Raw genomic sequence first — 23,306 nt, forward strand, 5'->3', positions numbered from 1 at the left:
CCGCTGCAGACCCGCAGCAAATTCAAGCTTTAAAACCGGACGAAGCGCAATCGCTCACCCAAAGGGAGGGGGAACGCGCTCGTCCCTGCAGATGCGCGGCTGTATTGCGCATGGGGGGGGAAATCGACCCTCGATTCGCCCCCTCAAACGCTTCGACCTCTTGGCATTCGCGCGCCACCGGGTTGAAGACGACAACAATGAACGTGGAGGAGTTCTGGTGAAAAGAAAGATTCTTGCCCTGGCTGCTGTCAGTGCGTGTGGGGCAGCGAGCGCGCAATCCGGCGTGACCTTGTATGGTGTGGCGGATATCAACGTAGAGTACGTCAACCGCGTCGGCGCCGCCGTGCCGTCGGCCGCCAACGGCTTCCAGTCGGGTGCCGGCCATAGCGTCGTCCGCGAGAATTCCGGCGGGTACTCCGGCTCGCGTTGGGGGCTTCGCGGCACGGAGGATCTGGGCGCCGGAATGAAGTCCATCTTCGTCCTGGAAAGCGGCTTCAATCTCGATAGTGGCGCGTCGCAGCAGGGCGGGCGTTTGTTTGGTCGCCAGGCCTTTGTGGGTCTTAGCTCCGAATATGGTCAGCTCACCTTCGGCCGGCAATACCATTCGATGTTCTCGACGCTGGCCAACTTCATTCCGGCCCGATATGCGACCCAGTATGAACCCGTGGGCGTGATCGCCGGTGCGAATTTCCGCGAGGACAATGCGCTGAAGTACGTCGGCGTGTTCGGCGGCCTCACGGCACAGGCCAACATGTCGTTCGGCGTCGGGACGACACTGCCGCAAGTCATCGCAAGCGTTCCGGCCGCCGGCGGCAATGGCGAGGTGCCGGGGCAGTATCGCCGCGACACGGCCTATGGTGTTGGCTTGAGCTATCTCGCCGGGCCGTTCGGGGTAGGCGTTGCCTACGATCAATGGAATCCGACGATCGGCACTGGCAGCGGTACCTTCAAGAAGGCCGCGGTCATGGGCAGCTACGCTTTCAACGCCACGGCGAAAGTCATGGGCGGTTATCGCTGGGGCCAGAACAAGAACCAGAATGGCGGCCTGACCATGCGTGACGATTTTTATTGGGTCGGCGGTCAGTACCGGTTCTCTTCTGCACTCGACTTCACGCTCGAGTATGACTATCAGAACGTGAAGAGCCTCGGCGGCAATACGCACGTTGCCAATCCCTGGCAGGTTGCGCTGATTGCCGACTACACGCTCTCGAAGCGGACAGATATCTATCTGACCATGGCCTATGCCAAGAACGCCGGCCTGGCGATGGAATCGGCAGCGAGCAACTATGCCACCAGCCTGACAGTCAACAACTACGCGCTGTCCAATGGCCAGAGCTCGATGTTTGGCGCCGCTGTGGGTATCCGCCACGTGTTCTGAAGGCGGCTCTGAAGAGCCATCTGCATGAGTCTCCACCGGAAATGCCGATCTTCAGCCAGCCTGGCACTTTCCTCGGCACTTCCGGCTTCAAAGGTTCGACAGGTAGCCCCTGTGGAACCTTTGTCTTTTTTTTAATAAGCGAATGTCTGGGGAATGCGCGTCTGGGGTCCGCTTTAGACGAACCAAAAATGAACGAAGCGGCGCAGCGCTATGATTGCGCCTCTCCGTAATGCTTTGGTGGGTGACGACGCCTTGTGAAAGGCCGCTTACGCGGCAGTCTTCCCGCCGTTGACGTGAAGGATCTGGCCCGTGATGTACGTCGCTTGCTCGGAGGCCAGGAAGAGGATTGCATCGGCCACTTCCTCCGGCGTGCCGACGCGTCCTGCGGGAATCGTTGCCGCGACCGACGCTACCCGATCGGTGCCGCCCGCAATGCGCTCGAGCATGCCGGTTTCAATCGGGCCGGGCGCCACGGCATTGACGCGGACATTCGATTGGATGGCATCGAGCGCCGCCGACTTGGTCAGGCCCTCGACCGCGTGCTTGCTGGCCACGTACATCGGATTGCGCGGATTGCCGCGGCTGCCCATCGTGGACGAGAGATTGACAATCGACCCACGCTTTTGCGAGATCATTGCTTGCAGCTCGTGCTTCATGCAGAGGAACGTGCCAAGGACATTCGCATTGAACGTCGTCGTGTACGACTCGACGGTCTGCTCGACGATCGACCCCGGTGTTCCTTCCGTTCCGGCACTGTTCACGGCGATATCGAGCGATCCAAAGCGTTCGATGGCATGCCTGACAAGACGGATGACATCGCCCTCAAGGCTGATGTCGGCCGCGAGGAAGTCTGCTTCGGCGCCCATTTGCCGGAGTTCCGAAACGAGCGCGTCTCCGGCCGTGGCGTTTCGCCCGGAGCAGACCAGCCGCGCGCCTTTGGCTGCGAAGGCAAGCGCCGTCGCGCGGCCGATGCCTGCGGTTGCACCGGTGATCAGGACAACAGGATGAGACATGTGGAGTTTCCTACAGTGAGTGAAGAGAAGCGATTCAATGGATCAGAACGCGACAGCGTCCCGGCCCTTCAGCTGAAGCATGTCGCGGGCTTCGTCCGGCGTGGCTACCTCGAGGTTCAGTGACTTCAGAATGCCGACCACGCGTCTGACCTGGTCGGCATTGCTCCTGGACAGCCGGCCCCGGTCTTCCCACAGCGAATCCTCCAGCCCGACGCGAACGTTGCCGCCCATGGCAGCGGCCATCGAGGCAATTGGCATTTGGCTGCGGCCGGCGCCAAGCACGGACCAGTAATAGTCCTTCCCAAACAGACGCTCTGCGGTGCGGCGCATATGCATGACATCGTCGGGGTGCGTGCCGATGCCGCCGAGCAGTCCAAATACGGACTGGATGAAGAAAGGCGGCTTGAGGATGCCGCGGTCAATGAAATGCGCAGCGGTATAGAGATGGCTGGTGTCGTAGCACTCGATCTCGAAGCGCGTGCCGTTGTCGGCGCACGATTCAAGGATGTAGCGGATCTCCTTGAACGTGTTGCGGAAAACGCGGTCTTCGGAGCCCTCGAGGTAAGGGCGCTCCCAGTCGTACTTGAATGTTTTGTGCCGGGCGATCATCGGATAGAGACCGAAGTTCATCGAGCCCATGTTCAGCGAGGCCACCTCGGGCTTGAGCTGCAGCGCCGGCTGCAGGCGTTCTTCGACGAGCATGTTGGGAGCGCCGCCCGTCGTGAGATTGATCACAACGTCCGAACGCGCTGCGATCCGTGGAAGAAACTCGAGGAAAAGCGCGGGATCCTGTGATGGCTGGCCATTCTCCGGCTTGCGCGCATGGAGGTGGACGATTGCGGCGCCGGCCTCTGCCGCCGCAACGGACTCGTCTTCGATGTCCCTGGCGGTAATGGGGAGATGAGGCGACATTGTCGGGGTGTGAATACCGCCCGTCACGGCGCACGTGACGATCACTTTGTTCTGTGGTGCTGCCATGGTAGAGGCCCTTCGCGCTTTGGCTGTGAAATGCACACGTTCGTGCGACGTCCTCATGCTACGAAACATCGCCGTCCCTTGCCGCAGTTGCGCGCGCAATGTCGCGAATTGGAAAGTCAATGTCCTGAGCAAATAAGCATGGAAGCCTGGAAGGCCAGATACTTGCTCACCAGAAAGTCGGACAGACAGAATCAACCGGACTGCAGGAGACATAGCAATGAAGATCAGGCAAATCACCCCGGCCATTGGTGCCGAGATTTCCGGCGTCAACCTTGGCGAGGGGGCGCGCGATCCGGCACTGTTTGCCGAAATCAAGGCGGCGTTGCTCAAGCACCGCGTGCTCTTCTTTCGCAAGCAGGAGATCACTCGCGCCGATCATGTGGCCTTCGCAAGCGCTTTCGGCAAGCTCGAAGACCATCCGGTTGTCGGCAGCGTTCCTGATCACCCGGGCCTCGTGAAGGTCTATCGCAGCGACAACCCGCACAGCTACGAGAACAGCTATCACTGCGACGGCCTGTGGCGTCCCAACCCGGCCATGGGCGCGGTGCTGCGCTGCCTCGAATGTCCGGAGATCGGCGGCGACACCATCTGGGTCAACATGGTAAAGGCGTACGATGAACTGCCTGAAGAGATCAAGAGGAAGATCAACGGCCTACGCGCCAGGGCCAGCATCGAACACAGCTTCGGCGCAGTCATGACGCCTGAAGATCGCGCCAAGCTGGCCCAGGATCATCCTGCGGTGGAGCATCCGGTGGTGCGCACCCATCCGGAGACCGGGGAGAAGATCCTGTTCGTCGGCGCCTCGTTCACGACGCATTTCACCAACTACAGTACGCCGGACAACGTGCGCCACGGCATCGACAAGTCGCCCGGCGCGTCCCTCCTGCTCAACTACCTGACTAGCCGCGCCACCATTCCCGAGTACCAGGTGCGCTGGGCCTGGCAGGAGGGCGATGTTGCAGTGTGGGACAACCGCAGCACGCAGCACTATGCGGTCAACGACTACTATCCGGCGCCGCGCAAGATGGAGCGCGCGGGAATAGTGGGTGATATCCCATACTGATTCGAAACTGGGCCAGCAGAACGACTTGATGCGCGCCATGCGCAACGGCACAAGGGCACCATGAAGGCGATCTGGTACGAAAAACAAGGGCGGGCGGAAGAGGTGCTGGCCTTCGGCGAGCTACCCACGCCGCAACCGGCCCCTGGCGAGGTCCGCGTGCGCCTCCACGCATCGGCCGTTAACCCGGCAGATGCAAACCGGCGCGCCGGACGCATGCATGGTGGCATGGAGTTCCCGCGCATCATTCCGAATAGCGATGGCGCGGGTGTGATCGACGCGCTTGGGCATGGCGTCGACCAGAAGATGCTGGGCACGCGGATTTGGTTGCATTTCGGACAGCGCGGGCGTCCGTTCGGTACAGCGGCAGAGTACATCTGCGTGCCACACGAATTGACGTCACCACTGCCCGAGCATCTGGACTTCGCGCAGGGCGCATGCCTGGGCATTCCTGCAATGACGGCATATATCGCCCTGTTCCAGCGCGGAGCGATCAAAGGCAAGTACGTCCTCGTGACCGGCGGTGCGGGAGCCGTTGGGCACTACGCGGTGCAACTCGCCAAGTGGGGCGGCGCACATGTCATTGCCACCGCCAGCTCCGCACGCAAGGCGGCTCACGCCGCAGCGGGTGGCGCCGATGCAGTGGTCGACTACCGTGCTCCCGATGCTGCGCAGCAGATTCTCGATGCCACTCACGGGCAAGGCGTAGACCACATCGTCGATGTCAATGCCATCGACAATTCCAGGCTGTGCTTCGAAGCAGCCGCTAACCATGCGCAGTGGGTCTCGTATGCAAGCGGTGCCGGCCTCGAACAGGCGGTTCCGCTGGTCACGCTGATTCGCAAGAACCTCTGCCTGCAGGGACTCTACCTGCCGGGATTGCCCTACGAGATGCGCTGGATTGCGCAGGAGGGCTTGTCGCGCTGGATGCACGACGTCCCGAATGCCATCCACGCTGTCGACAGCGTCTTCGACCTGCAAGACACCGAGAAGGCTCATCAGGCCGTCGAGGCCGGCGCGAAGCTCGGCACCGTTGTGGTTCAGTGTGTCGCGCAATAGATCACCAGCGCCGTGCTCGCTGGCGGACATAACAGTGAGTTTTCCAATCAAACGAGGAGTGTAAATCCCATGACATCCGGAAATCAGCCAACCGTTGTGATCGTTCCCGGCTTTCGCGATCACATGCCGGAGCACTGGCAGTCGCTGCTGGCAGAACGCCTGGAGCAGCAGGGAAGAGCGGTGCGCATCGTGCCCCAGATTGATCACGACAAGCGGTTGCGCCGTGCCAGGGTCGAGAACCTGGAGCGTGTTGTCAGTAGCATCTCGGGACCGGCCATCCTCGTTGGCCACAGCGTGGGGTGTCTGATCACCGTTCACTGGGCACAGGAGACGCAGTGCGCGGTGCACGGCGTACTGCTTGCCGCGCCGGCCGACTTCGATAGCCCGTTGCCGCCCGGATACGCGGTTCCGCAGACGCTGGCGGATGAAGGATGGACCCCGATTCCGCGGCGGCCCCTCAAATTCCCGAGCATCGTCGTCGCGAGCCGCAATGATCCGCTCGGCAAGTTCGAACGAATCCGCGAGATGGCGCAGGCTTGGGGCAGCCGGTTCGTCGATGCCGGGGAAGTCGGGCATCTGGGGCCGGCGGATGGCTTTGGGACGTGGCCGCTGGCGGAGGCGCTTGTTCAGGAACTCTGATCAGGAGCGGCATCGATCCAATGCCTGATTGGTTCGGTGCCGCGATGCAAGCGCTCGTCAGCCCTGACGCTTCGCCAGGACCTCGCGGATGATCTGCGCGAAGGCGTCGGCTGACTGCCCGCCCGCGACGAGATAGCGGTTGTCGAAGATGATCGACGGAACGGAATTGATACCCATCGCCTGGAACTCCGCGACTTCCGCGCGGACCTCGGCAGCATACTCGCCGCTCTCCAGCACGCGCTGTGCTTGCGCGGCATCGAGCCCTGCAGCCTTGACTGCTTCCAGCAGTACCTCGTGATTGCTGGGGTTCTTGCCGTTACCGTGATATGCCTTGAGCAGCGCCTCCTTGAGCGCCAGCGCCTTGCCCTGCGTACTGGCCCAGTGCAGCAGCCGATGACCGTCGAAGGTGTTGTAGACATGGGTCCTGGGAGCGAAGTCGAAACCGGCGCTTGCGCCGCGTTCGCGTATCAGCGCAAGCCTCTCCGCGACTTGCGTAGCGGTACTGCCGTTCTTCCTGCTAGCGTAGTCGAGAAGGGTCTGGCCTTCCGGCGGCATATCCGGGTTCAGTTCAAACGAACGCACGACGACTTCGGCATCCACTTCGTCGCCAAGTTGCTCCAGCGCGTGCTTGAGCGACGACAAGCCGATGGCACACCACGGGCAGGCAATATCGGAGACGAAGTCGATCCGCAGTGCTTGAGTCATTTCCTTTTCCTGTGAGTGATCTTTTTTCGCATGTCAGATCATCCTGCACGGCGATACTTCGCGCTTTGCATTACGTGCCAGGCATTTGACCTTTTGTGACAGCGGGCACTGGTGCAGGAAACAATGGCGCGCATCGTTGCGGATTCGGAGAAGACAGGAATGGCGTAGTGCCATGACCGGCTTTTCGTGGCGGGTTAGTCGGGCTTGACAATGCATGACCTAGATTTACCATGGACTGTCATTTTCTGATTAGCCCCCGATGTCGCTACTTGTCCGCGCCGCAGCCCTTACCAACTACTGCGAAGTTGCGCGTGCCGGCGGGCTTGATCCGCTACGAATGATGTTTGACGCCGGAATCAGTCCGAGCGTACTGCGCGAGCCGGATCTCATGATTCAGGTGGATCGTTTCGGGCGGCTGCTCCAGACCTCTGCAACGCTGTCAGGCAACGAGAGTTTCGGATTGAGCATGGCGGAGTCGCGCCTGTTGTCCAACCTGGGGCCGGTAGGCATGCTGATCCGCGACCAGGCGACGCTGCGCGACGCGCTCGGCATGTTGATGCGCTACCAATCGATTCTCAACGGCGCGAAGTCGCTGGCAGTCGAGGAGTGTGGTGGACGGGTCATCATTCGCGAGGTACTGATCGCCGGCAGCGCGCATCAGCCAACTCGCCAACGGGTTGAACTGGCGCTGGGGGTCATGGTGCGGCTGATACGCCAGCTCATCAAACCGGACTGGCAGCCGCAGCGCGTATGCTTCGAGCACCCGGCCCCGCGCGACCTCAGTACGCATCAGCGGTTCTTTGGCCCGAACGTCGCATTCAATTGCGATTTCAATGGCATCGTCTGCGCAAAGTCCGATCTCGATGCGCGCAACCCGTGGGCCGATCCGGCCATGGCACGCTACGCGCAGCGCCTGATCGACGAGTCGGCCGCGACGCGGCAGACGACCATGCTTGAGGACGTACGGCGCACGATCCTGCTGTTGTTGCCCGGCGGGCGCTGCAGCGTCGAGCAGGTCGCGGAAAATCTCGGCGTGGTCTGCCGCACGGTCCAGCGCAGGCTGGCGGAGCAGGGGCAGAGCTTCTCATCGGTCGTCAACGACATCCGCGTGGAACTCGCAATGCGTCATGTCGTCGAGAGCGATCGACCTTTTACCGAGGTGGCGACGCTGCTCGGCTTTTCTGCGCCAAGCGGATTCTCGCGCTGGTATCAGACGCAGTTCGGATGCAGCCCCAAGGAAAGCCGCGCTGCAAGTGCCGCGGTGGGCGAACGGGTGACAGAAACCCCATCTCCTGCCCGCTCGTCGCCCACAGTCAGGCCTCTCAGTCGAGGGTGATCTTTCCCGCCTTGACGATCTGGCCATAGCGCGAAATATCGCGCTCGATCAGTTTGCGGAAATCCTCGGATGTACCGCCCACCGGCACGAAGCCGAGGTCGGTCAGCTTCTTCGCCACGTCCGGGCTGCGCGTTGCGGCGGCAATTTCCTTCGCCATGCGGTCAACCACCAGCGCCGGCGTGCCGGCAGGCGCCAGCAGGCCAGTCCAGGAGCTCATGACGAAGCCCGGGAAGCCTGACTCTTCCATGGTCGGGATATTCGGCTCGCCGGGCCAGCGCTTGGCCGAGGCAACGGCCAGCACATTGATCTTGCCGGACTTCACGTGCGGCATCGGGACCAGCAGCGGATCGAAGGCGACCGACACCTCGCCGGATATGAGCGCCGGCAGGATCGGTGCGCTGCCGTTGTAGGGAATGTGAGTCATCTTGACTTTCGATTCCATGGCCAGGCGCTCGCCGGTCAGGTGTGCCGAGCTGCCTACGCCGCTGGAGCCGAAGGTCAGCGTGTCCGGATGCTTCTTGCCGTAGTCGACCAGTTCACCGACGGTCTTGACGGGCAGCTTCTTGCTCGAGAACAGGAACAGCGGAAGTTCCGCCATCTCAGCCACCGGCACGAGGTCCGAAGGCTTGTAGCTGAGCTTGGAATACAGCGACATGTTGGCGCTGTAGGCTGCAAGCACCGAGACAAAGGTATAGCCGTCCGGCGCCGAGCGCGCGGCGACGCCTACGCCCAGCGTGCTGTTCGCGCCGGGCTTGTTCTCGATGATGATCGGCTGGCCGAGGCTTTGCGCGACCTTCTCGAACACGACGCGGGATACCGTGTCGGTCGACCCGCCGGGCGTGTAGGGAACAATGACCTTGATCGGCTTGGTCGGCCACGCGTCGGCGGCAAAAGTGGTGTGGCCCAGAACCATGCCTGTAATGGCGAATGTCGCCAGTCGTGCGCCGCGCGCCACGGAATTCTTGATGCTCAACTGCGTCTCCTGCATTGGAACAAATCTTCCCCCGCGTTTGCCGGGGGTTCTCGCGGTCAATCCGCAGGCCGATTATGCCGGAGGGGGCGAGGGCGTATTTCGCGCGAAGCCCGCAATCGGCCGCATGCCACGCACGGAGTGTGCGATAAGCGACCGCCTGCGTGGGGACGCGGCATTGGTCTTGCACGAGCAGCCCCTCGGGCTGGCTCGCTATCGGTTTATGCGTGCAACTCGGCGACGATGCGCTCCGCCAGAAAATCGCAGGGCGGCCGGTTCGACGTGACACTGCGCGCAAGGATGATCTCAAGCGTGCCGATCTCGGGCAGACCCTGCGCCGCCCCGAGCAGCGTAAAGTCGGATGGCACCGCGCACCGCGCCAGCGGGGTGATGGCAAGGCCGGCGCGCGCCATCGTCAGCAGGCCCAGCAGGCTGGGGCTCTCATAGGAGGTGCGATACGCGATCTTGGCGCGCTCAAGGCTTCGGATCGCCTTTTCGCGCGCGACGCTTCCCGGCAGGAACACGGCGATGGGGAGGGGCCGCTCTCGCCAGATTTCCGTGGACCCCGGGTCGGTTGCCCACACCATTGGCTCATGCCGCAGAAACTCGCCGGTCAGCCCTTTGACGCGCGTCGCGCAGACGAGATCCACCGTGCCATCGCGCAGCATCGGCGCGAGCGCGACGCTGGGCAGCCCGATGACCTGGATCTCGACCTTGGGGTAGGTGGCCGAGAACTTCTTCAGAATGGGCGGGAACAGCGACGATGCGTAATCGTCAGGTACGCCGATCACCACGCGGCCCGTGACGTCGGGCCGCACGATCGCCGCCCACGCCTCATCGCGAAGGGCAATGATCCGGCGCGCATACGTCAGCAGAACCTCACCGTCCTGCGTCGGAATCACGCTGCGTGGCTTGCGTATGAAGAGCGCTTTGCCGAGCGCCGATTCCAGCGTTTTGATCTGCATGCTCACGGCCGACTGCGAGCGATGCACGAGGTCGGCAGCCCGGCTGATGGTGCCGGAGTCTGCGACGGCAATGATCATGGTCAGGACGTCGACGTCGAGGGCTTTCATCTCAGTGGTCATGCGTTTGTCCGGGAGGCATCAGAAAATCTGAAGGATTCCATCAATATTATGCGATTTTCTTTTTTCGTGCGCTGCAGCAAAGTTCGCAAAACGGAGTCATTCCAATGAACGCACGAGCGCCCCTGTCTACCTTGGCACTTGCCGGTGCCTGGCCCCAACCCGCCTTTGTCTCCACTGCTTCTGGCATTTCCATTCCCTACGTGGAGGCCGGGAGCGGCGAGCCTATGGTATTTGTGCACGGGTCGCTGTGCGACTACCGGTATTGGGATCCGCAGCTCGCTTCGCTGTCGAAGCACTTCCACTGCTTCGCGCCGAGCCTGGGCCATTACTGGCCGGAAACCTGCGCCTTCGGTCGCGGCGACTTCAGTTGGGAGGCACACGTCGCCGAGATGGCGGAGTTCATCCAGGCGTTGCATCGCGGGCCGGTCCATCTGGTCGGCCACTCGCGTGGCGGCTGCATTACGTTTCATCTGGCGCGCGAATGCCCGCATCTGGTGAAGACACTCACGCTCGCCGATCCAGGTGGCCCCTTGCAGACAACTCCGCAAGCAGAGGCCGCCAAACTCCCGCCGGCCACCCAGGCATTGCGGGCGAAGGCCGCGGAACTGATCGAGCAAGGCGAATTCGATGCGGGCCTGAACCTGTTTGTCGACTCGGTCACCATGCCCGGTTTCTGGGACAAGAGTTCCCCGAGCTTCCGTACGATGGCGCTCGATAATGCGCTCACACTGCCGAAGCAAATGCGTGACCCGTTGCCCGCCTACACGCGCGAGGCTGCCCGTGACATCCAGTGCCCGACGTTGCTGATCGATGGGCAAAAGAGTCCGCGCATGTTCCGCAGCACGGTTGAGAAGCTCCAGGAGTGGATCGGTGGCGCGCAGCGGCAGACCATTGCCGGAGCTTCCCACGGCATGAATATCGCGAACCCCAGCGCGTTCAATCGGGCCGTTGCGGCGTTTAGTGCTGGACTATCACTTCATATCTGAGCATTCGGAGACTGGGGCGACAACCGCGCAATTTGGCGATGCATCGGCCAGCGGGTCAGCAAACGGCTCGCCGCCGAGCATATTGCGAACGATTGCGGACTGCTCACTCATGTCCGGTGAAGCGGTATCGCCTGGGCTCGGTGTTTTCCACCTGACATTCTTGTGAGTCGCGAGCGTGCCATCCTGGAACGCGATGGCGACTCCCCAATATTCCAGTATCCGAATGTAGTGCGCCGGAGCGCACTTGTCTCCGCGGGTGTTGCGACACAACGCTTAACCGCACCGTAACGATCGTGCGTCGCTGGTTGATTGATGCACACCAGCACGATTCGTACAGTTGACTGCAAATGACCCCCTTGAGGGCGGCGCCTAAAACAGCAACTGGAGACACCATGATCATCTACGGAACCGCGCTACTGGCCATCTGCCATCTGGTGGGCCTCTACCTTGGCGACCTGCTGGGCGCCGCCATCGGCGTCAAGTCGAACGTTGGCGGCGTGGGCATCGCCATGCTGCTGCTGATATTCCTGCGGCTCTACCTGCATGACCGGGGCCTGATGCCGAAGGAGACCGAGGCCGGTGTGGGGTTCTGGGGCGCGATGTATATCCCCGTGGTGGTGGCGATGGCGGCCCAGCAAAACGTGGTGGCCGCGTTGCGCGGCGGCCCGGTGGCGTTGCTGTCGGCAATCCTGGCGGCGGCAGCTTGCGCCTGCCTGATTGCACTGCTCAGCCGCACCGGCGACCACGAGCCCCTGCCGCCGTTGGCAGCCGAAGCTGCTTCGAAATAAGTGGGAGAACGCCATGACTATCGCTGCTCCGGCCATGATGTTCGATAACGTGCTGCTCCATAACGGTCTCGTGACGGCATTCGCCACCGTCGGCATCGTGATGTGGGTGTCTTCGCAGATCTCGAAACGGCTTACGAAAGGGCGCCTGCATGCCTCGGCCATCGCCATCATGATCGGCCTTGCGCTGGCGTATTACGGCGGCGTGGTGACCGGCAAGGAAAAAGGGATGGCCGATTTCGCGCTGTTCTCGGGCATCGGCCTGATGGGCGGTGCCATGCTGCGCGACTTTGCCATTGTCGCCACCGCCTTCGAGGTCCAGGTGCGCGAGGCACGCAAGGCCGGCATGGTAGGCGCCGTGTCCCTGCTGCTGGGCACCATAGTCCCGTTCATCGTCGGCGCGTTGGTAGCACGGGCGTTCGGCTACAACGATGCGGTCAGCATGACGACCATCGGCGCCGGTGCGGTGACCTACATCGTGGGCCCCGTGACGGGGGCGGCGCTGGGCGCAAGTTCCGACGTGATGGCGCTGTCGATTGCCACGGGCCTGGTCAAGGCCATCATCGTAATGATCGGCACGCCATTCGCGGCCGGCTTCCTGGGCCTGAACAACCCGCGCGCGGCCATGGTGTTCGGCGGCCTCGCCGGCACGGTCAGCGGTGTATCGGCCGGCCTGGCAGCCACGGATCGGCGGCTGGTGCCTTATGGCGCGCTGGTGGCCACGTTTCACACGGGACTGGGTTGCCTGCTCGGGCCTTCCGTGCTGTACCTGGCCACCAAGGCGCTGGTGGGTTGAGCCCGATCCCAGCCGGCGCCATCATGAGCCTGACACACGCCCAGATTCGCCTGGCTTCGCTGGTGGCCACTGGCTACCAGCTGACGATCAGACGTTCGCCGGTCGACGCGCAGCCAGTGTGCGTCGAAGTGGTTCAGCCAGCATCACAGGAAGTGGCAGGACAGGTACCGTGGCGGCACATCCAGCCGCTGCTTCGTGCGAGAAAGGTTGTATTCGATACGGGCGATGCCACGACAGCGACAGCGGTTGTGGCGCCCGGCACCATCAGGACCTTGCAGGAACACGATCTTTGGTAACGGCTGATCGTCCTTACAAGCCGGCGTAGACCATCTTTGTGAACTGGTCGCCGTTGAACACAAAGTTGCCCCATTTCGCATCGAACGCGGCCGTTGGCCTGGCAGCAATGATCTCGTCAAGCGATTTGCCTTGCTGCTTCAGGATCGCCACGCTGCTGCGGACTGTCACCAGCATGTTGCGAAACTCGATCAGCTGCGCGCGCGTGCCGACCGCACCGTGCCCGGGAACGACAATCGTATGCGCAGTAGTACGCGCCACCGCCTTGTCGGCCCATTGAATCGCGCCGTCGATGCTGCCGCCATCCTCGTTATCGATATAGGGGTAGAAGCCGTTCCAGAAGGTGTCGCCGAGCACAAGGACATCTGCTTTCGCGAAGTAGACCCATAGATCTCCGTCGGTATGACCGTGGCCGAAGTTTTCCACTTCGACCCGGCTACCCGCGAACTCGAAGATCTTCCGGTCCTTGACCAGCAAAGTCGGTCGTGCATCGTCCGGCACTGGCTTGAATGTCCAGTTCCAGGCATTGACATGCGTGGTTTCGGTCAGATGCCGGAAGGTATTCTCTTGCGCGACGATGGTGGCGCCGGCCGCATGCATGTCGGCATTGCCATCGGTGTGATCCCAGTGCCAATGCGTGTTCACGACATACTTTAGCGGGGCGGGGCTGATCTTCTCAAGCGCGGCACGCAGTTTCTCCTTCGACTTGCTGATGCCTGCGTCGACCAGGAACTTGCCTTCCTTTCCGGAAAGCACCGTGATGTTGCCACCGGAGCCCATCAGGACGGTGATGTTGTCGCGCAAGGGTTGAACGACGAGATCGGCATCGGCGCGACGCAGATACCGCGCGCCTGCACCGGTATGAAAGTAATCGTCTGGCGTGGTCTGCTGGCTGGCGGGCGATTGCATGGCGGGGGCAACAGCGGTGGCCGCACAGGCGGGCAGCGAGCTCGCCGCAATGAGCGTGGAAAGGAATAGTCGCTTTAGCATGACGTCTTGTGTGTGATGCATAGATGCGGGCGGGATTGCGGACATCCACGACAAGTATGGCGATGCCGGACGAGCGATAGCATCTGCGCCGGGGGGCGATTCCGGCCAAACGGCGGTGGCTTGAGGTCTACGTCGGTGTCAAGGCCCGGGAATGACCGCGCTTTCTGCCGGCGTGGAAAATGTCGCGCGATACTGCTGGGGCGACACACCGAACCGTCGTTTGAAGATCTGGCGCATATTGTGGGGGTCGCCGAAGCCGCATTCATAGGCGATGCGCTTGAGCGGAACCTTGCCGTTTTCGAGCATGACCCGTGCCGCATCGACCCGGGCGCTTTCGACGAAGGCGGCGGGGGTCATCCTGGCTTCCCGCGCAAAGATCCGCGCGAAGTTGCGCAGGCTCATTTTCGCGATGGCGGCCAGGACGCTGACGCTGAGGTCGTCCGCAAGGTGTGCCAGCACGTATTCGCGCACCTGCGCAATCGGCGAGGTCGGCTCCGCGTAGGGCGTCAGGTAGGGACTGAACTGGGATTGGCCGCCCGCCCGCTGCATGACCACCAGCAGCCGTCTGGCGACGCTGAGTGCCACATCGTCGCCATGGTCCTGTGCGAGCAGGTATAGCGAAAGGTCGATGCCAGCCGTCACACCGGCCGACGTATAAAGTTCGCTGTCACGTACAAAGATTCTGTCTGCCTCCACACGGGTCGTGGGGCAGAGGTGCCGGAGCGCTTCCGCATCATTCCAGTGCGTGGTAACGGTGCGGTCGTCTAGCAGGCCGGCCCGCGCGAGGGCGAAAGCGCCGTTGCAGATCGAACCGTAACGGCGCGAGGCCGCGCACACGCGTCGCAGCCAATCATACGCACCTGCTTCCCAGACGGCCGAAGGCAAATCCGGCCCGCCCGCGGCCAGCATCAGGTCAAAGCAGGTGTCCGATGGGTCGACGTCGGCATACGCGCGGTGCACTTTGAGCAGCAAGCCATTGGAGCAGGCAACCAGCGCGTCATCGCCGATGCCGATGACCTCGATCTCGTAGCGCGCGCTACTGGGCACGAAGCGGTTCGCCTCGGCAAACACATCCATCGGACCACTGACGTCCAGGGCCTGCACGCCGGGAAAGACCAGCAGGGCAACAGTTCGAGTCATGGGCGTAGCTTCCAGGGCGCTGGACGAGAACTTCGTTGAACTCAAACGATAGCGGAAATGGTCTCCCGGGCGCGAGGCTTACCGTGCCATGGCCGGAATTCCACGTCATTTGGCTCAAGAAACACCCAGAATTCACGGGTGACGGAGACTGGCACGAAAACCACGCGGATTGGCACGTTCCAGCAGTCCGTCAACGCTGCCTTCAGCCATGCGCGCAGGAACAATTCTCCCCTCAAGGGTCGAAGCCGTTTCGGCCTTCTCACAGGAGAGAACAGAATGCGTGAAGTTACCCAATCTCTGGCCGAGCGCGTCGGGCCGGCCTTTTCCGTCGATGGCATGTTGCTGGCTCGTAAGAAGACCCGTGAGGCGATTGCCGAGATTGCCGCTCGCGTCAAACCGGGGATGGTCGAGGAAGACGCCGTTCAGATGGCGAAGCGTGTCATGCTCGACGCCGGCCTTGCGCTGAGCTGGCATCCCGCGCGCGTCCGCTTTGGTCGCAACACCATCAAGCCGATGAAGCTGGCATCCGAGCCAGGGGTGATCCTGCAGGACAACGACATTTTCTTCATCGACATCGCCCCGCGTCTGGACGCCTGGGAAGGTGATGGCGGCGCATCGTTTGTGGTCGGGCAACATGCCAGCTACGCGCGTTGTGCGCGCGATGCCGAGGCGCTCTTCCACGAAATGCGCGGCATCTGGAAGCGCGACCGCCTGACCGGACAGAACCTTTATGCCGAAGCGGACCGTATTGCCACGTCGATGGGCTGGGAGCTCAACTTCGATCTACCGGGTCACCGCGTGTCGGACTTCCCGCACGCCACCATCCACACTGGCTCGCTGGCCGACTTCGATGCGAGCCCGTCGGCGATGCGCTGGATCCTGGAGATCCACATCCGTGATCCCCAGAATCGATTCGGCGCGTTCTTCGAGGACATGCTGCTGGATGATGAGGACTATCTGTGACTTCGGAAATACCCGGGCGCGCTCTGTGCCAGGCAGGACCAGAAACCACCGTCCTTTGGCCCGATTCGATTGCCGTCTGGCATCGGGGAAGCGACGTGTAACGCCTACACTCCCCTTGAAGGCTCGTATGGGTATGCAGGGTCAGCGACGAGCCAGGTCGCGTGTCGCGCTTCGTCTCGGCAAGGACGGTTTAGCGCACTTGCTTCAAGCTACTGAACCGGAGTTGCCGATGTTCGCGCTGCTTTCCGTCACATACGTTCTCCTGGCCGTACTTCTTGGCGGGTACTCAACCTATCTGCTCGCCACGTTGGTCCCGGAAGACGTCCTGGAACAGGCAAGCCGGAACGGCAGATTTTCCGGGCTTTATGACGGTCCGGTCGAGCATGCCACGCCGGCTGCGGCGGATGCGACGGCGTCAGGCTCCGCGTTCTAAAGGCTGATGACAAGAGGCCAAAAGGTGGAAAGTGCGTTATCCGATTTACCGACGTTGACATGAAAACCGCAGCTGTCCTGGTGTTTCCCGAAGTTCAAGGCCTGGATGTCTCCGGGCCGCTTGATGTCTTTGCGGAAGCCAATCGCTTTCTTTCTTCGGAAGACCAGTATTCCTTTGAAATTCTTGGAACTGAACCGGGGCGGATACGTTGCTCCAATGGACTGGAAATCCACCCGGATCGCTTGTTTTCTGAATCCAATGGCGCCTATGAGCTATTGCTTATCGCCGGAGGACCCACGTTGCCTCAACAGAGCTTTGCGCCTTCCCTATATGCATGGATCCGGTCGGCGTCTGTCAATTCAGCATGCATTTGCACAATCTGTAACGGCACCTTCCTGTTGGCCAGAGCCGGTGTCCTCGATGGCAAGCATGTCACGACCCACTGGAATGATGCGGCGAGCCTTGCCCGGGAGTGTCCAACGGCCGTGGTGAGCCCTGACAGGCTGTATATCCAGGACGGCAATCTGGTGACATCCGCAGGCGTGACGGCCGGCATCGACATGAGCCTCTATCTGCTGGCAAGAGACCATGGCCGGGAGGTAGCCATCCAAGTTGCCAAGCAGTTGTTGCTCTTTACGCATCGCGCAGGGGGCCAGTCACAGTTCAGCCCTTACCTCAATACATCGGTAGAGCCCAGTTCATTGGTTTCGCGCGTGCACGAGTACGTGTTTGCCAATTTGACCGCGGACCTGTCGCTGAACGTTCTCGCGAACGTCGCGAGAATGAGCGTGCGCCACTTCACGCGGATTTTCATGCGAGAGTCCAACATCAGTGTGATGGACTTTGTCGAAGCCGTACGGCTGGACGCTGCCAGAAGCTTGCTTGAGACAACATCCAGGCCGATCAAGGCAATCGCCTATGAGTGTGGCTTTTCAACGGCACACCGAATGCGTTCGGTATTTCGAAGAAACCTGGGCATTTCACCGCAGGACTATCGCGCGCACTTCCTGGATCCGGCGTCTGGCTCACGGCAGCTCCCTGATTTCCCGGCACGAGACCAAAAAAACCATCGCCATACGCTGATCAACGCCTGAAAAATAGTCCTTCTCGTCAGGGACGGTGAGGCATCCGGATCGAGGAATCCCTAAGTTGAAAAACGATGTTGACTTCAACATTGAAGTCATATTGTGGATTAACTTTTGCATGCAGTCTGCATTACAGCAGGAGACAAAGGTGAACGAAAGAAACAACGGGCGAAATATTGACTTACTGAAAATCGCGGACGACGCGAAATTCAATTCCTTCCACGTATCGATTCTGGCGTGGTGCGCACTGGTCATCATATTTGACGGATATGACCTTGCAGTCTCCGGTATTGCGTTGCCATCCATCATGAAAGACATGAATGTCGACGCTACCCGGGCCGGCATGATGGTTAGCTCGGCACTATTTGGGGCAATGTGCGGTGCGGTGTTGCTGGGGTCCCTGGCCGACCGCATCGGGCGGCGTCGTGCCATTGCGCTTTGCGTGTCCTTGTTCAGTGTGTTTACCGCAGCGGCTGGCCTGGCCAGCGACCCGATTGCCTTTGGCATTGCGCGCTTTATTGCCGGAATCGGGATTGGCGGGGTGATGCCGGCGGTCGTGGCGCAGATGACCGAGTATTCCCCGCGCAGGTGGAAGACGACGTTGGTGACGGTGATGTTCAGCGGCTACTCTGTCGGAGGCATGATTGCCGCCATGTTTGGCAAGGGCTTCATAGGGACCTATGGCTGGCAAGCCGTCTTCTATGCTGCGGCAGCGCCGGTATTGGTGGTTCCCTGGATCTTGAAATATGTTCCGGAATCGCTTTCCTACCTGGTCAAGCACAATCGCACGAAGGAGTTGAGCCGGATTTGTGCGCGGCTGGATGGCACCTATGTACTTCGCCATGATGATGCGTTCGTCATTGGCGCCAACCGAAGCGGCGGGACCACGTTGCGCACGCTTTTCGGCGACGGCAGGGGCGTGAGCACCTTCATGTTCTGGATCGTGTTCTTCATGTGCCTGTTCATGGTTTACGCGTTGAGCTCATGGCTGGCAAAGCTCATGGCCAACGCCGGGTATAGCCTCGGATCGGCGCTGACGTTCGTCCTCATTCTGAATATCGGTGGAATCTTCGGCGCGGTTGGTGGAGGCATGCTTGCAGACCGCATGAACATACGCACTGTGCTTGTCTTCATGTTTGCGCTGGCGGGCGCATCGATTGCACTGTTGGGCTTCAACTCATCAACGCCAGTGCTTTATTTCCTTCTGTTTGTAGCCGGTGCGTCGACGATTGGCACGCAGATCGTCGTCTACGCTTATGCGGGTCAGTATTATCCCTTGACGATTCGATCGACCGGTATCGGCGTGGGTTCGGGCGTCGGGCGGATTGGCGCCATCTCGGCGCCGGTCATCCTTGGCACCGTGGTCGGCATGCAACTTCCGTTGCATCAAAATTTTCTGCTGATGGCAATTCCGGCTGCCATAGCAATGATTGCCGTTGCCTTTATTGACCGCTCCAATAGCTCGCCTTCAATCCGTGCAACGGATCTGGAGCCGCGGGCTGACGCTGCACGCCTGCAGACTTGATCCGCGAGCACGATGCGGGTTGCTCGCTCTGGTGTCCATCAATGTCCGCAACGATTCTCACGTTACCAGCGGACACGAGATAACAAATAATGTCAGCGAATCCAATGCAAAGTAGCCACTGTACGATCGACGCACCCGAGAACGATCTCTGGCGCTGGTCCGGCGCCGAAATTGCGGCTGCGGTTTGTCGAGGGGATGTTTCGGCCGTCGAAGTGGTGGAAAGCGTCTACGCGCGTATCGCCGCAGTCAATCCCATGATCAACGGCATTGTCCATATGGACAGGGAGCACGCGTTGACGGATGCCGGTGCGCTCGACCGGCGGCGCCAGGCCGGCGATCCACTGGGGCCGCTTGCCGGCGTGCCGGTCTCGATCAAGCTTAACGTTGACGTCGCCGGTGAGGCGACAAGCAATGGAAATCCGCTGTGGCTTGATCGCATTGCTGAAGCGGACAGTGGCGTGGTTTCCAACCTGCGCCGTGCGGGGGCCGTGGTCATAGGACGGACAAATGCTCCGCCGCATTCTTTCCGCTGGTTCACGGAAAACCCCATTTATGGACGAACTCATAACCCATGGTCGCCGGCAGTCACCTCGGGCGGCTCAAGCGGGGGCGCCGGTGCTGCGGTAGCGAGCGGGATGGGGCCGATCGCGCATGGCACTGACATTGCGGGATCCATCCGCTATCCGGCGTTTGTCAACGGTGTCGTCGGCTTGCGAGCAACTACGGGACGCATCCCCGGATTCCAGGCCACTGCGCCACAGCGCTTCTTTGGACTTCAGGCGATGTCTGCGCAGGGCCCAATCGCACGCACGGTTTCGGATGCGCGGCTCGGACTGGAGGCGATGGCCAGCGACGGCGGCATTGACCCGGTCTGGGTCGATGCCCGCCTGAATTACGATGACGATGAGACGCCAACACGCGTTGCGCTGGTAGACGAGATCCGTGGCATCGATATCAGCCCGGAGATTCAACAAGCGCTCTCATCGGCCGCCGCGGCGCTGATCGATGGAGGTTACACGGTCGAACGCGTCGCGTTGCCAGACCTCAAGCGCGGGATGGAGTTGTGGGAAAGCATCGTCATGTCCGAATGCAACCTGGGCATGCTTGCCGCCGTGGATGCAATTGGCGACGCGACCATTAGTACGCCGGTCCGCAACATGGCCGCCTGCGCGCCTGTGCCAAGCCTGGCTGGGTATGCCGCAGCAATCGCTTCACGCGATGAAATGCGCCGCAGCTGGAATATCTTGTTCCAGCGCCATCCGCTGGTGCTCATGCCTACCTCGTGTCGCCAGCCACTGCCGTGGGGCGCAGATCAGGGCTCAGTCGATGAAATGCGTCGCTTGCTGGAAATACAGAGCCCGCTTATGGCGGTTGCCGTGTGTGGGTTGCCAGGGCTGCACGTCCCGACAGGGCTGTCACAGGGATTGCCTGTCGGCGTCCAGCTCGTTGCGCCGGCATTCCGCGAAATGCGGCTGTTGCACGCGGGTGCCATGATCGAGGCGGCCCACGGAACACTGACTCAGCAGCTTTGGGAAAGGCCTTGGTAGCGCACCCACTTCCCAATCCACGTAAACGTCATTCCAGTAAAGGTCATTCAAATGGATCGTCGACTACTGATGCTGGCCCTCGGCATGTTTGCCATGGGAACGGACAACTTCGTTGTTGCCGGCATTCTTCCGAACGTCGCTGCATCGCTGCACACGACCCCGAGCCTCGCGGGCCAGATGGTCACCGTCTATGCGCTGTCCTATGCAATCCTGGCGCCGGTGATGGCGGCTGTCGCGGGGGCGTGGCCAAGAAAGCTGCTGCTGGTCACCGCGCTCGGCATCTTCGTCATTGGCAATGCCATCACAGCCCTTGCGACGGATTTGAACACGGTCCTGTTCAGTCGCGCGCTGGCGGGCCTTGGCGCGGCGATGTTCTCTCCTACCGCATTGGGTGTCGCCACGTTACTGGCGGCTCCTGAGAGGAGAGGGCGCGCGCTTGCCACGGTGACCGCCGGCCTCGCGGGCGCAACGGCGCTGGGCGCCCCGATCGGCACGTTCATCGGTGGGTTCGGCAGTTGGAGAACCACGCTCTGGTTCGTCGCGCTCCTGGGGCTGATCGCGATGATCGGGATCGGGGCCATGCTGCGCTCGGTTCCTCAGCCTGCGCGAATCTCGCTGCGCGATAGGCTGACGCCCCTGCGCGACGTCCGCGTTGCCCTGACCCTGCTCACGTCCCTGTTTGCGTTCGGCGGCTTCCTGATGGTCTACACCTATGCCGGACTCGTGCTGGATCGGGTGACCGGCGGCGACGAACGCGTGCTGGCCGGCATGCTGCTCGTCTGGGGCTGCGCCGCGACAGTCGGGAACATGCTTGCCGGCCGCCTCGTTGACCGCTTCGACAGTCGCAAGATCATCAATGCAGGCCTTTGCATCGGCATTCTCAATTTCTGTGCGCTGCCATGGACTTCGGCATACATGGTCACCGCCGCAGTCTCCTTGGTCGCCTGGGGGCTGGTCGGATGGGGATTGATTGTGCCGCAACAGCACCGGCTGGTAAAAATCGCGCCTCCCATGGCGCCGTTGCTGCTGGCCCTTAACAATACGGCTACCTACGGCGGGCTGGCCTGCTCAGGTGTTCTCGGGGGCATTGTGCTGCTGTTCATCGACCGGCAATACCTCAGTATCGTGGGTGCCGGATTGATCGCGATCGCTCTGGTTTTCGCCGAGGCCGCGCATCTGTGCTCTGCGCGCCTCTCCACGAGCATGCGACCTATGCCTTCGTGAAGATCTCCAAAAAATGCTGGCTCGGATCCTCGAAGTAAATCCGGCGGCCGCCACCGTCCGTGTTGACCTCGCCGGGGCGGCGACGGTAGGGGTCCGCCCAGTACTTCAGATTGCGCGCCTGGATGCGGGCGAAACCTTGCTCGAATTCGGCGTCGCTGACCAGGAAGGCATAGTGCTGCATGGCCACATCGCCTTCCGCGTCCATAAAGTCGAGCGTGACATCGTTGTCCAGCCGTACGGTAAGAAACGGTCCAAAGGGGACCGCCGCGGGACGTCCCAGGATCTCGCAGAGGAAGTCGGCTGACGCCTTCTTGTCGCGGGAAAACACAATGGTGTGATTGAGCTGGATGGCCATGTCGCAACCTCCGGGACGGGGTGGATCTCCAAGGTGCAAGCCTGCGCGGTTCGCCCCCCCACCGTTGCCGCGCCACCCTGGCAGGGTACATGGATTCGACGCTCCGCGATGGCCGAGCCCACGAAGCTATCGGCCGATCGCCAGGAACTGCATGACCGGGCCGCCAGCCGCCGGACCTGTCGGGATCAGGCAACGCCACCATTGGCGCGCAGCACCTGTCCATTGACCCAGGCGCCGTCCTTGCCGGCCAGGAATGCCACGACACCGGCGATGTCCTCGGGCTGGCCCAGCCGTTCCAGCGGCGGCATCCTGGCGAAGGTGTCGATCTGCTCGTCAGTCTTGCCATTGAGGAACAAGTCCGTGGCCACCGGACCGGGCGCCACCGCGTTGACCGTGATGCGGCGGCCGCGCAGTTCCTTCGCGAAAACACGGGTGAAGGCTTCCACTGCGGCCTTGGTGCCGTTGTAGATAGCGTAGCCGGGCAGGTTCAGCGCCAAAGTGGTAGTCGACAGGTTGATGATGCGCCCGCCATCGTTCAGGCGCGTGGCAGCTTCGCGCAGGGTATTGAACACACCCTGGGTATTGATCGCGAAATTCTGCGCGTACAGCTCGTCGCTGGTCTGCGCCAGCGGAGCGGTCTTGAGGACGCCGGCGTTGTTGACCAGCACGTCGATCTTGCCGAGTTGGTCTTCGACGGTGGCGAACATGGCATGCACGTGATCAGCCCTGGAAACGTCGGCCTTGACCGCGATGGCAGAGACGCCAGCCTGGGCCAGCTCGGCCACCAGGGCGTCGGCTTCGGCCGCATTGGATGCGTAGTTGATGGCGACGGCGAAACCGTCACTGGCCAGCCGGCGCGCAATGGTGGCACCAATGCCGCGGGAGGCGCCGGTGATCAGGGCAACTTTGGAACTGGTCGTCATGGTCTGAATCCTTGGGTCAGGGGGGTGAGAAGGATTC

The 23,306-nt window shown here is 61.6% G+C and carries 24 protein-coding genes; 15 read left to right on the forward strand and 9 right to left on the reverse strand.

The annotated features are described in order from the left end of the window. The first annotated feature begins 217 nt into the window (after positions 1–217). Entirely contained in the window at positions 218–1,378 is a 1,161-nt protein-coding gene (locus ACIGJG_RS08245; protein WP_011297763.1) for a porin, read from the forward strand. A gap of 266 nt (positions 1,379–1,644) precedes the next feature. Here ACIGJG_RS08245 and ACIGJG_RS08250 read toward each other — a convergent pair whose 3' ends face one another. Further along, positions 1,645–2,391: an SDR family NAD(P)-dependent oxidoreductase gene (locus ACIGJG_RS08250; protein WP_011297764.1), complete on the reverse strand. Its 747-nt coding sequence runs from the start codon at positions 2,389–2,391 to the stop codon at positions 1,645–1,647. A gap of 42 nt (positions 2,392–2,433) precedes the next feature. Next, positions 2,434–3,369, reverse strand: coding sequence for a 3,5-dioxohexanoate:acetyl-CoA acetone transferase (gene kce, locus ACIGJG_RS08255; protein WP_041679589.1), 936 nt, complete (start codon positions 3,367–3,369; stop codon positions 2,434–2,436). A gap of 217 nt (positions 3,370–3,586) precedes the next feature. On the opposite strand from kce, the gene ACIGJG_RS08260 reads away from it, so the two are divergent. The 3 genes from ACIGJG_RS08260 (at position 3,587) to ACIGJG_RS08270 (ending at position 6,127) form a co-directional block, all read left to right on the forward strand. Beyond that, the gene (locus ACIGJG_RS08260) at positions 3,587–4,432 is read left to right on the forward strand and encodes a TauD/TfdA dioxygenase family protein (protein WP_220631589.1); all 846 of its coding nucleotides are present in this window, start codon (positions 3,587–3,589) and stop codon (positions 4,430–4,432) included. 60 nt (positions 4,433–4,492) lie between these two features. After that, positions 4,493–5,488, forward strand: coding sequence for an NADPH:quinone reductase (locus tag ACIGJG_RS08265; protein ID WP_011297767.1), 996 nt, complete (start codon positions 4,493–4,495; stop codon positions 5,486–5,488). A 69-nt stretch (positions 5,489–5,557) separates the two neighbouring features. Beyond that, entirely contained in the window at positions 5,558–6,127 is a 570-nt protein-coding gene (locus ACIGJG_RS08270) for an RBBP9/YdeN family alpha/beta hydrolase (protein WP_140950072.1), read from the forward strand. 57 nt (positions 6,128–6,184) lie between these two features. Here ACIGJG_RS08270 and ACIGJG_RS08275 read toward each other — a convergent pair whose 3' ends face one another. Further along, positions 6,185–6,832: a DsbA family oxidoreductase gene (locus ACIGJG_RS08275; protein ID WP_140950073.1), complete on the reverse strand. Its 648-nt coding sequence runs from the start codon at positions 6,830–6,832 to the stop codon at positions 6,185–6,187. Between the two features lie 259 nt (positions 6,833–7,091). Between ACIGJG_RS08275 and ACIGJG_RS08280 the strand changes: the two genes are divergently transcribed. Continuing rightward, complete coding sequence (locus tag ACIGJG_RS08280) at positions 7,092–8,168, forward strand: AraC family transcriptional regulator (protein WP_140950074.1); 1,077 nt, start codon at positions 7,092–7,094, stop codon at positions 8,166–8,168. On the opposite strand, the gene ACIGJG_RS08285 is transcribed toward ACIGJG_RS08280, so the two are convergent. Continuing rightward, positions 8,155–9,156: a Bug family tripartite tricarboxylate transporter substrate binding protein gene (locus ACIGJG_RS08285; RefSeq protein WP_483673013.1), complete on the reverse strand. Its 1,002-nt coding sequence runs from the start codon at positions 9,154–9,156 to the stop codon at positions 8,155–8,157. The genes ACIGJG_RS08280 and ACIGJG_RS08285 overlap by 14 nt on opposite strands. A gap of 203 nt (positions 9,157–9,359) precedes the next feature. Continuing rightward, on the reverse strand, positions 9,360–10,211 hold the full coding sequence (locus ACIGJG_RS08290; RefSeq protein ID WP_181184415.1) for a LysR substrate-binding domain-containing protein: 852 nt from the start codon (positions 10,209–10,211) through the stop codon (positions 9,360–9,362). Between the two features lie 116 nt (positions 10,212–10,327). Between ACIGJG_RS08290 and ACIGJG_RS08295 the strand changes: the two genes are divergently transcribed. The 4 genes from ACIGJG_RS08295 (at position 10,328) to ACIGJG_RS08310 (ending at position 13,086) form a co-directional block, all read left to right on the forward strand. Next, positions 10,328–11,209: an alpha/beta fold hydrolase gene (locus ACIGJG_RS08295; RefSeq protein WP_220631593.1), complete on the forward strand. Its 882-nt coding sequence runs from the start codon at positions 10,328–10,330 to the stop codon at positions 11,207–11,209. 392 nt (positions 11,210–11,601) lie between these two features. Continuing rightward, positions 11,602–11,997: a malonate transporter subunit MadL gene (madL, locus tag ACIGJG_RS08300; RefSeq protein WP_011297775.1), complete on the forward strand. Its 396-nt coding sequence runs from the start codon at positions 11,602–11,604 to the stop codon at positions 11,995–11,997. 13 nt (positions 11,998–12,010) lie between these two features. Then, positions 12,011–12,790, forward strand: a complete 780-nt coding sequence (madM, locus tag ACIGJG_RS08305; RefSeq protein WP_011297776.1) for a malonate transporter subunit MadM — start codon at positions 12,011–12,013, stop codon at positions 12,788–12,790. A gap of 23 nt (positions 12,791–12,813) precedes the next feature. After that, positions 12,814–13,086 (forward strand): hypothetical protein, encoded by a 273-nt coding sequence (locus ACIGJG_RS08310; protein WP_140950075.1) that lies wholly within the window; start codon positions 12,814–12,816, stop codon positions 13,084–13,086. A gap of 13 nt (positions 13,087–13,099) precedes the next feature. Here the strand turns inward: ACIGJG_RS08310 and ACIGJG_RS08315 are convergent, their stop codons facing one another. Together ACIGJG_RS08315 and ACIGJG_RS08320 are read right to left on the reverse strand one after the other, a co-directional pair. Then, positions 13,100–14,074, reverse strand: coding sequence for an MBL fold metallo-hydrolase (locus ACIGJG_RS08315; protein WP_483673014.1), 975 nt, complete (start codon positions 14,072–14,074; stop codon positions 13,100–13,102). 138 nt (positions 14,075–14,212) lie between these two features. Beyond that, positions 14,213–15,214 carry a GlxA family transcriptional regulator gene (locus tag ACIGJG_RS08320; protein WP_483673015.1) on the reverse strand — a complete coding sequence of 334 codons (1,002 nt, stop codon included), beginning with the start codon at positions 15,212–15,214 and terminating at the stop codon, positions 14,213–14,215. 276 nt (positions 15,215–15,490) lie between these two features. Between ACIGJG_RS08320 and ACIGJG_RS08325 the strand changes: the two genes are divergently transcribed. The 6 genes from ACIGJG_RS08325 (at position 15,491) to ACIGJG_RS08350 (ending at position 21,991) form a co-directional block, all read left to right on the forward strand. Next, positions 15,491–16,177, forward strand: coding sequence for a M24 family metallopeptidase (locus ACIGJG_RS08325; protein ID WP_011297780.1), 687 nt, complete (start codon positions 15,491–15,493; stop codon positions 16,175–16,177). 229 nt (positions 16,178–16,406) lie between these two features. After that, on the forward strand, positions 16,407–16,610 hold the full coding sequence (locus ACIGJG_RS08330; protein ID WP_140950077.1) for a hypothetical protein: 204 nt from the start codon (positions 16,407–16,409) through the stop codon (positions 16,608–16,610). A gap of 59 nt (positions 16,611–16,669) precedes the next feature. After that, a complete protein-coding gene (locus ACIGJG_RS08335; RefSeq protein ID WP_011297781.1) occupies positions 16,670–17,704 on the forward strand; it encodes a GlxA family transcriptional regulator in 1,035 nt (344 codons plus the stop codon). A 109-nt stretch (positions 17,705–17,813) separates the two neighbouring features. Beyond that, entirely contained in the window at positions 17,814–19,220 is a 1,407-nt protein-coding gene (locus ACIGJG_RS08340) for an MFS transporter (RefSeq protein ID WP_483673064.1), read from the forward strand. Between the two features lie 104 nt (positions 19,221–19,324). Then, on the forward strand, positions 19,325–20,767 hold the full coding sequence (locus tag ACIGJG_RS08345; protein ID WP_483673016.1) for an amidase family protein: 1,443 nt from the start codon (positions 19,325–19,327) through the stop codon (positions 20,765–20,767). A gap of 51 nt (positions 20,768–20,818) precedes the next feature. Next, the gene (locus tag ACIGJG_RS08350; RefSeq protein ID WP_011297784.1) at positions 20,819–21,991 is read left to right on the forward strand and encodes an MFS transporter; all 1,173 of its coding nucleotides are present in this window, start codon (positions 20,819–20,821) and stop codon (positions 21,989–21,991) included. On the opposite strand, the gene ACIGJG_RS08355 is transcribed toward ACIGJG_RS08350, so the two are convergent. Together ACIGJG_RS08355 and ACIGJG_RS08360 are read right to left on the reverse strand one after the other, a co-directional pair. After that, a complete protein-coding gene (locus ACIGJG_RS08355) occupies positions 21,978–22,346 on the reverse strand; it encodes a VOC family protein (RefSeq protein ID WP_220631597.1) in 369 nt (122 codons plus the stop codon). The two genes, ACIGJG_RS08350 and ACIGJG_RS08355, sit on opposite strands and share 14 nt — an antisense overlap. A gap of 185 nt (positions 22,347–22,531) precedes the next feature. Next, entirely contained in the window at positions 22,532–23,269 is a 738-nt protein-coding gene (locus ACIGJG_RS08360) for an SDR family oxidoreductase (protein ID WP_011297786.1), read from the reverse strand. Positions 23,270–23,306 lie beyond the last annotated feature (37 nt).

Source organism: Cupriavidus sp. C1SS-2L (assembly GCF_057073735.1).

What these genes read in the sequence shown, in the direction of transcription:
- ACIGJG_RS08285 (WP_483673013.1), bottom strand. Translation starts at nt 9,156, where the DNA reads ATGCAGGAGACGCAGTTGAGCATCAAGAATTCCGTGGCGCGCGGCGCA.
- kce (WP_041679589.1), bottom strand. Translation starts at nt 3,369, where the DNA reads ATGGCAGCACCACAGAACAAAGTGATCGTCACGTGCGCCGTGACGGGC.
- ACIGJG_RS08315 (WP_483673014.1), bottom strand. Translation starts at nt 14,074, where the DNA reads ATGCTAAAGCGACTATTCCTTTCCACGCTCATTGCGGCGAGCTCGCTG.
- madM (WP_011297776.1), top strand. Translation starts at nt 12,011, where the DNA reads ATGACTATCGCTGCTCCGGCCATGATGTTCGATAACGTGCTGCTCCAT.
- ACIGJG_RS08345 (WP_483673016.1), top strand. Translation starts at nt 19,325, where the DNA reads ATGCAAAGTAGCCACTGTACGATCGACGCACCCGAGAACGATCTCTGG.
- ACIGJG_RS08275 (WP_140950073.1), bottom strand. Translation starts at nt 6,832, where the DNA reads ATGACTCAAGCACTGCGGATCGACTTCGTCTCCGATATTGCCTGCCCG.
- ACIGJG_RS08270 (WP_140950072.1), top strand. Translation starts at nt 5,558, where the DNA reads ATGACATCCGGAAATCAGCCAACCGTTGTGATCGTTCCCGGCTTTCGC.
- ACIGJG_RS08250 (WP_011297764.1), bottom strand. Translation starts at nt 2,391, where the DNA reads ATGTCTCATCCTGTTGTCCTGATCACCGGTGCAACCGCAGGCATCGGC.
- ACIGJG_RS08265 (WP_011297767.1), top strand. Translation starts at nt 4,493, where the DNA reads ATGAAGGCGATCTGGTACGAAAAACAAGGGCGGGCGGAAGAGGTGCTG.
- ACIGJG_RS08325 (WP_011297780.1), top strand. Translation starts at nt 15,491, where the DNA reads ATGCGTGAAGTTACCCAATCTCTGGCCGAGCGCGTCGGGCCGGCCTTT.
- ACIGJG_RS08310 (WP_140950075.1), top strand. Translation starts at nt 12,814, where the DNA reads ATGAGCCTGACACACGCCCAGATTCGCCTGGCTTCGCTGGTGGCCACT.
- ACIGJG_RS08330 (WP_140950077.1), top strand. Translation starts at nt 16,407, where the DNA reads ATGTTCGCGCTGCTTTCCGTCACATACGTTCTCCTGGCCGTACTTCTT.
- ACIGJG_RS08290 (WP_181184415.1), bottom strand. Translation starts at nt 10,211, where the DNA reads ATGAAAGCCCTCGACGTCGACGTCCTGACCATGATCATTGCCGTCGCA.
- ACIGJG_RS08335 (WP_011297781.1), top strand. Translation starts at nt 16,670, where the DNA reads ATGAAAACCGCAGCTGTCCTGGTGTTTCCCGAAGTTCAAGGCCTGGAT.
- ACIGJG_RS08360 (WP_011297786.1), bottom strand. Translation starts at nt 23,269, where the DNA reads ATGACGACCAGTTCCAAAGTTGCCCTGATCACCGGCGCCTCCCGCGGC.
- madL (WP_011297775.1), top strand. Translation starts at nt 11,602, where the DNA reads ATGATCATCTACGGAACCGCGCTACTGGCCATCTGCCATCTGGTGGGC.
- ACIGJG_RS08295 (WP_220631593.1), top strand. Translation starts at nt 10,328, where the DNA reads ATGAACGCACGAGCGCCCCTGTCTACCTTGGCACTTGCCGGTGCCTGG.
- ACIGJG_RS08350 (WP_011297784.1), top strand. Translation starts at nt 20,819, where the DNA reads ATGGATCGTCGACTACTGATGCTGGCCCTCGGCATGTTTGCCATGGGA.
- ACIGJG_RS08340 (WP_483673064.1), top strand. Translation starts at nt 17,814, where the DNA reads ATGCAGTCTGCATTACAGCAGGAGACAAAGGTGAACGAAAGAAACAAC.
- ACIGJG_RS08280 (WP_140950074.1), top strand. Translation starts at nt 7,092, where the DNA reads ATGTCGCTACTTGTCCGCGCCGCAGCCCTTACCAACTACTGCGAAGTT.
- ACIGJG_RS08260 (WP_220631589.1), top strand. Translation starts at nt 3,587, where the DNA reads ATGAAGATCAGGCAAATCACCCCGGCCATTGGTGCCGAGATTTCCGGC.
- ACIGJG_RS08320 (WP_483673015.1), bottom strand. Translation starts at nt 15,214, where the DNA reads ATGACTCGAACTGTTGCCCTGCTGGTCTTTCCCGGCGTGCAGGCCCTG.
- ACIGJG_RS08355 (WP_220631597.1), bottom strand. Translation starts at nt 22,346, where the DNA reads ATGGCCATCCAGCTCAATCACACCATTGTGTTTTCCCGCGACAAGAAG.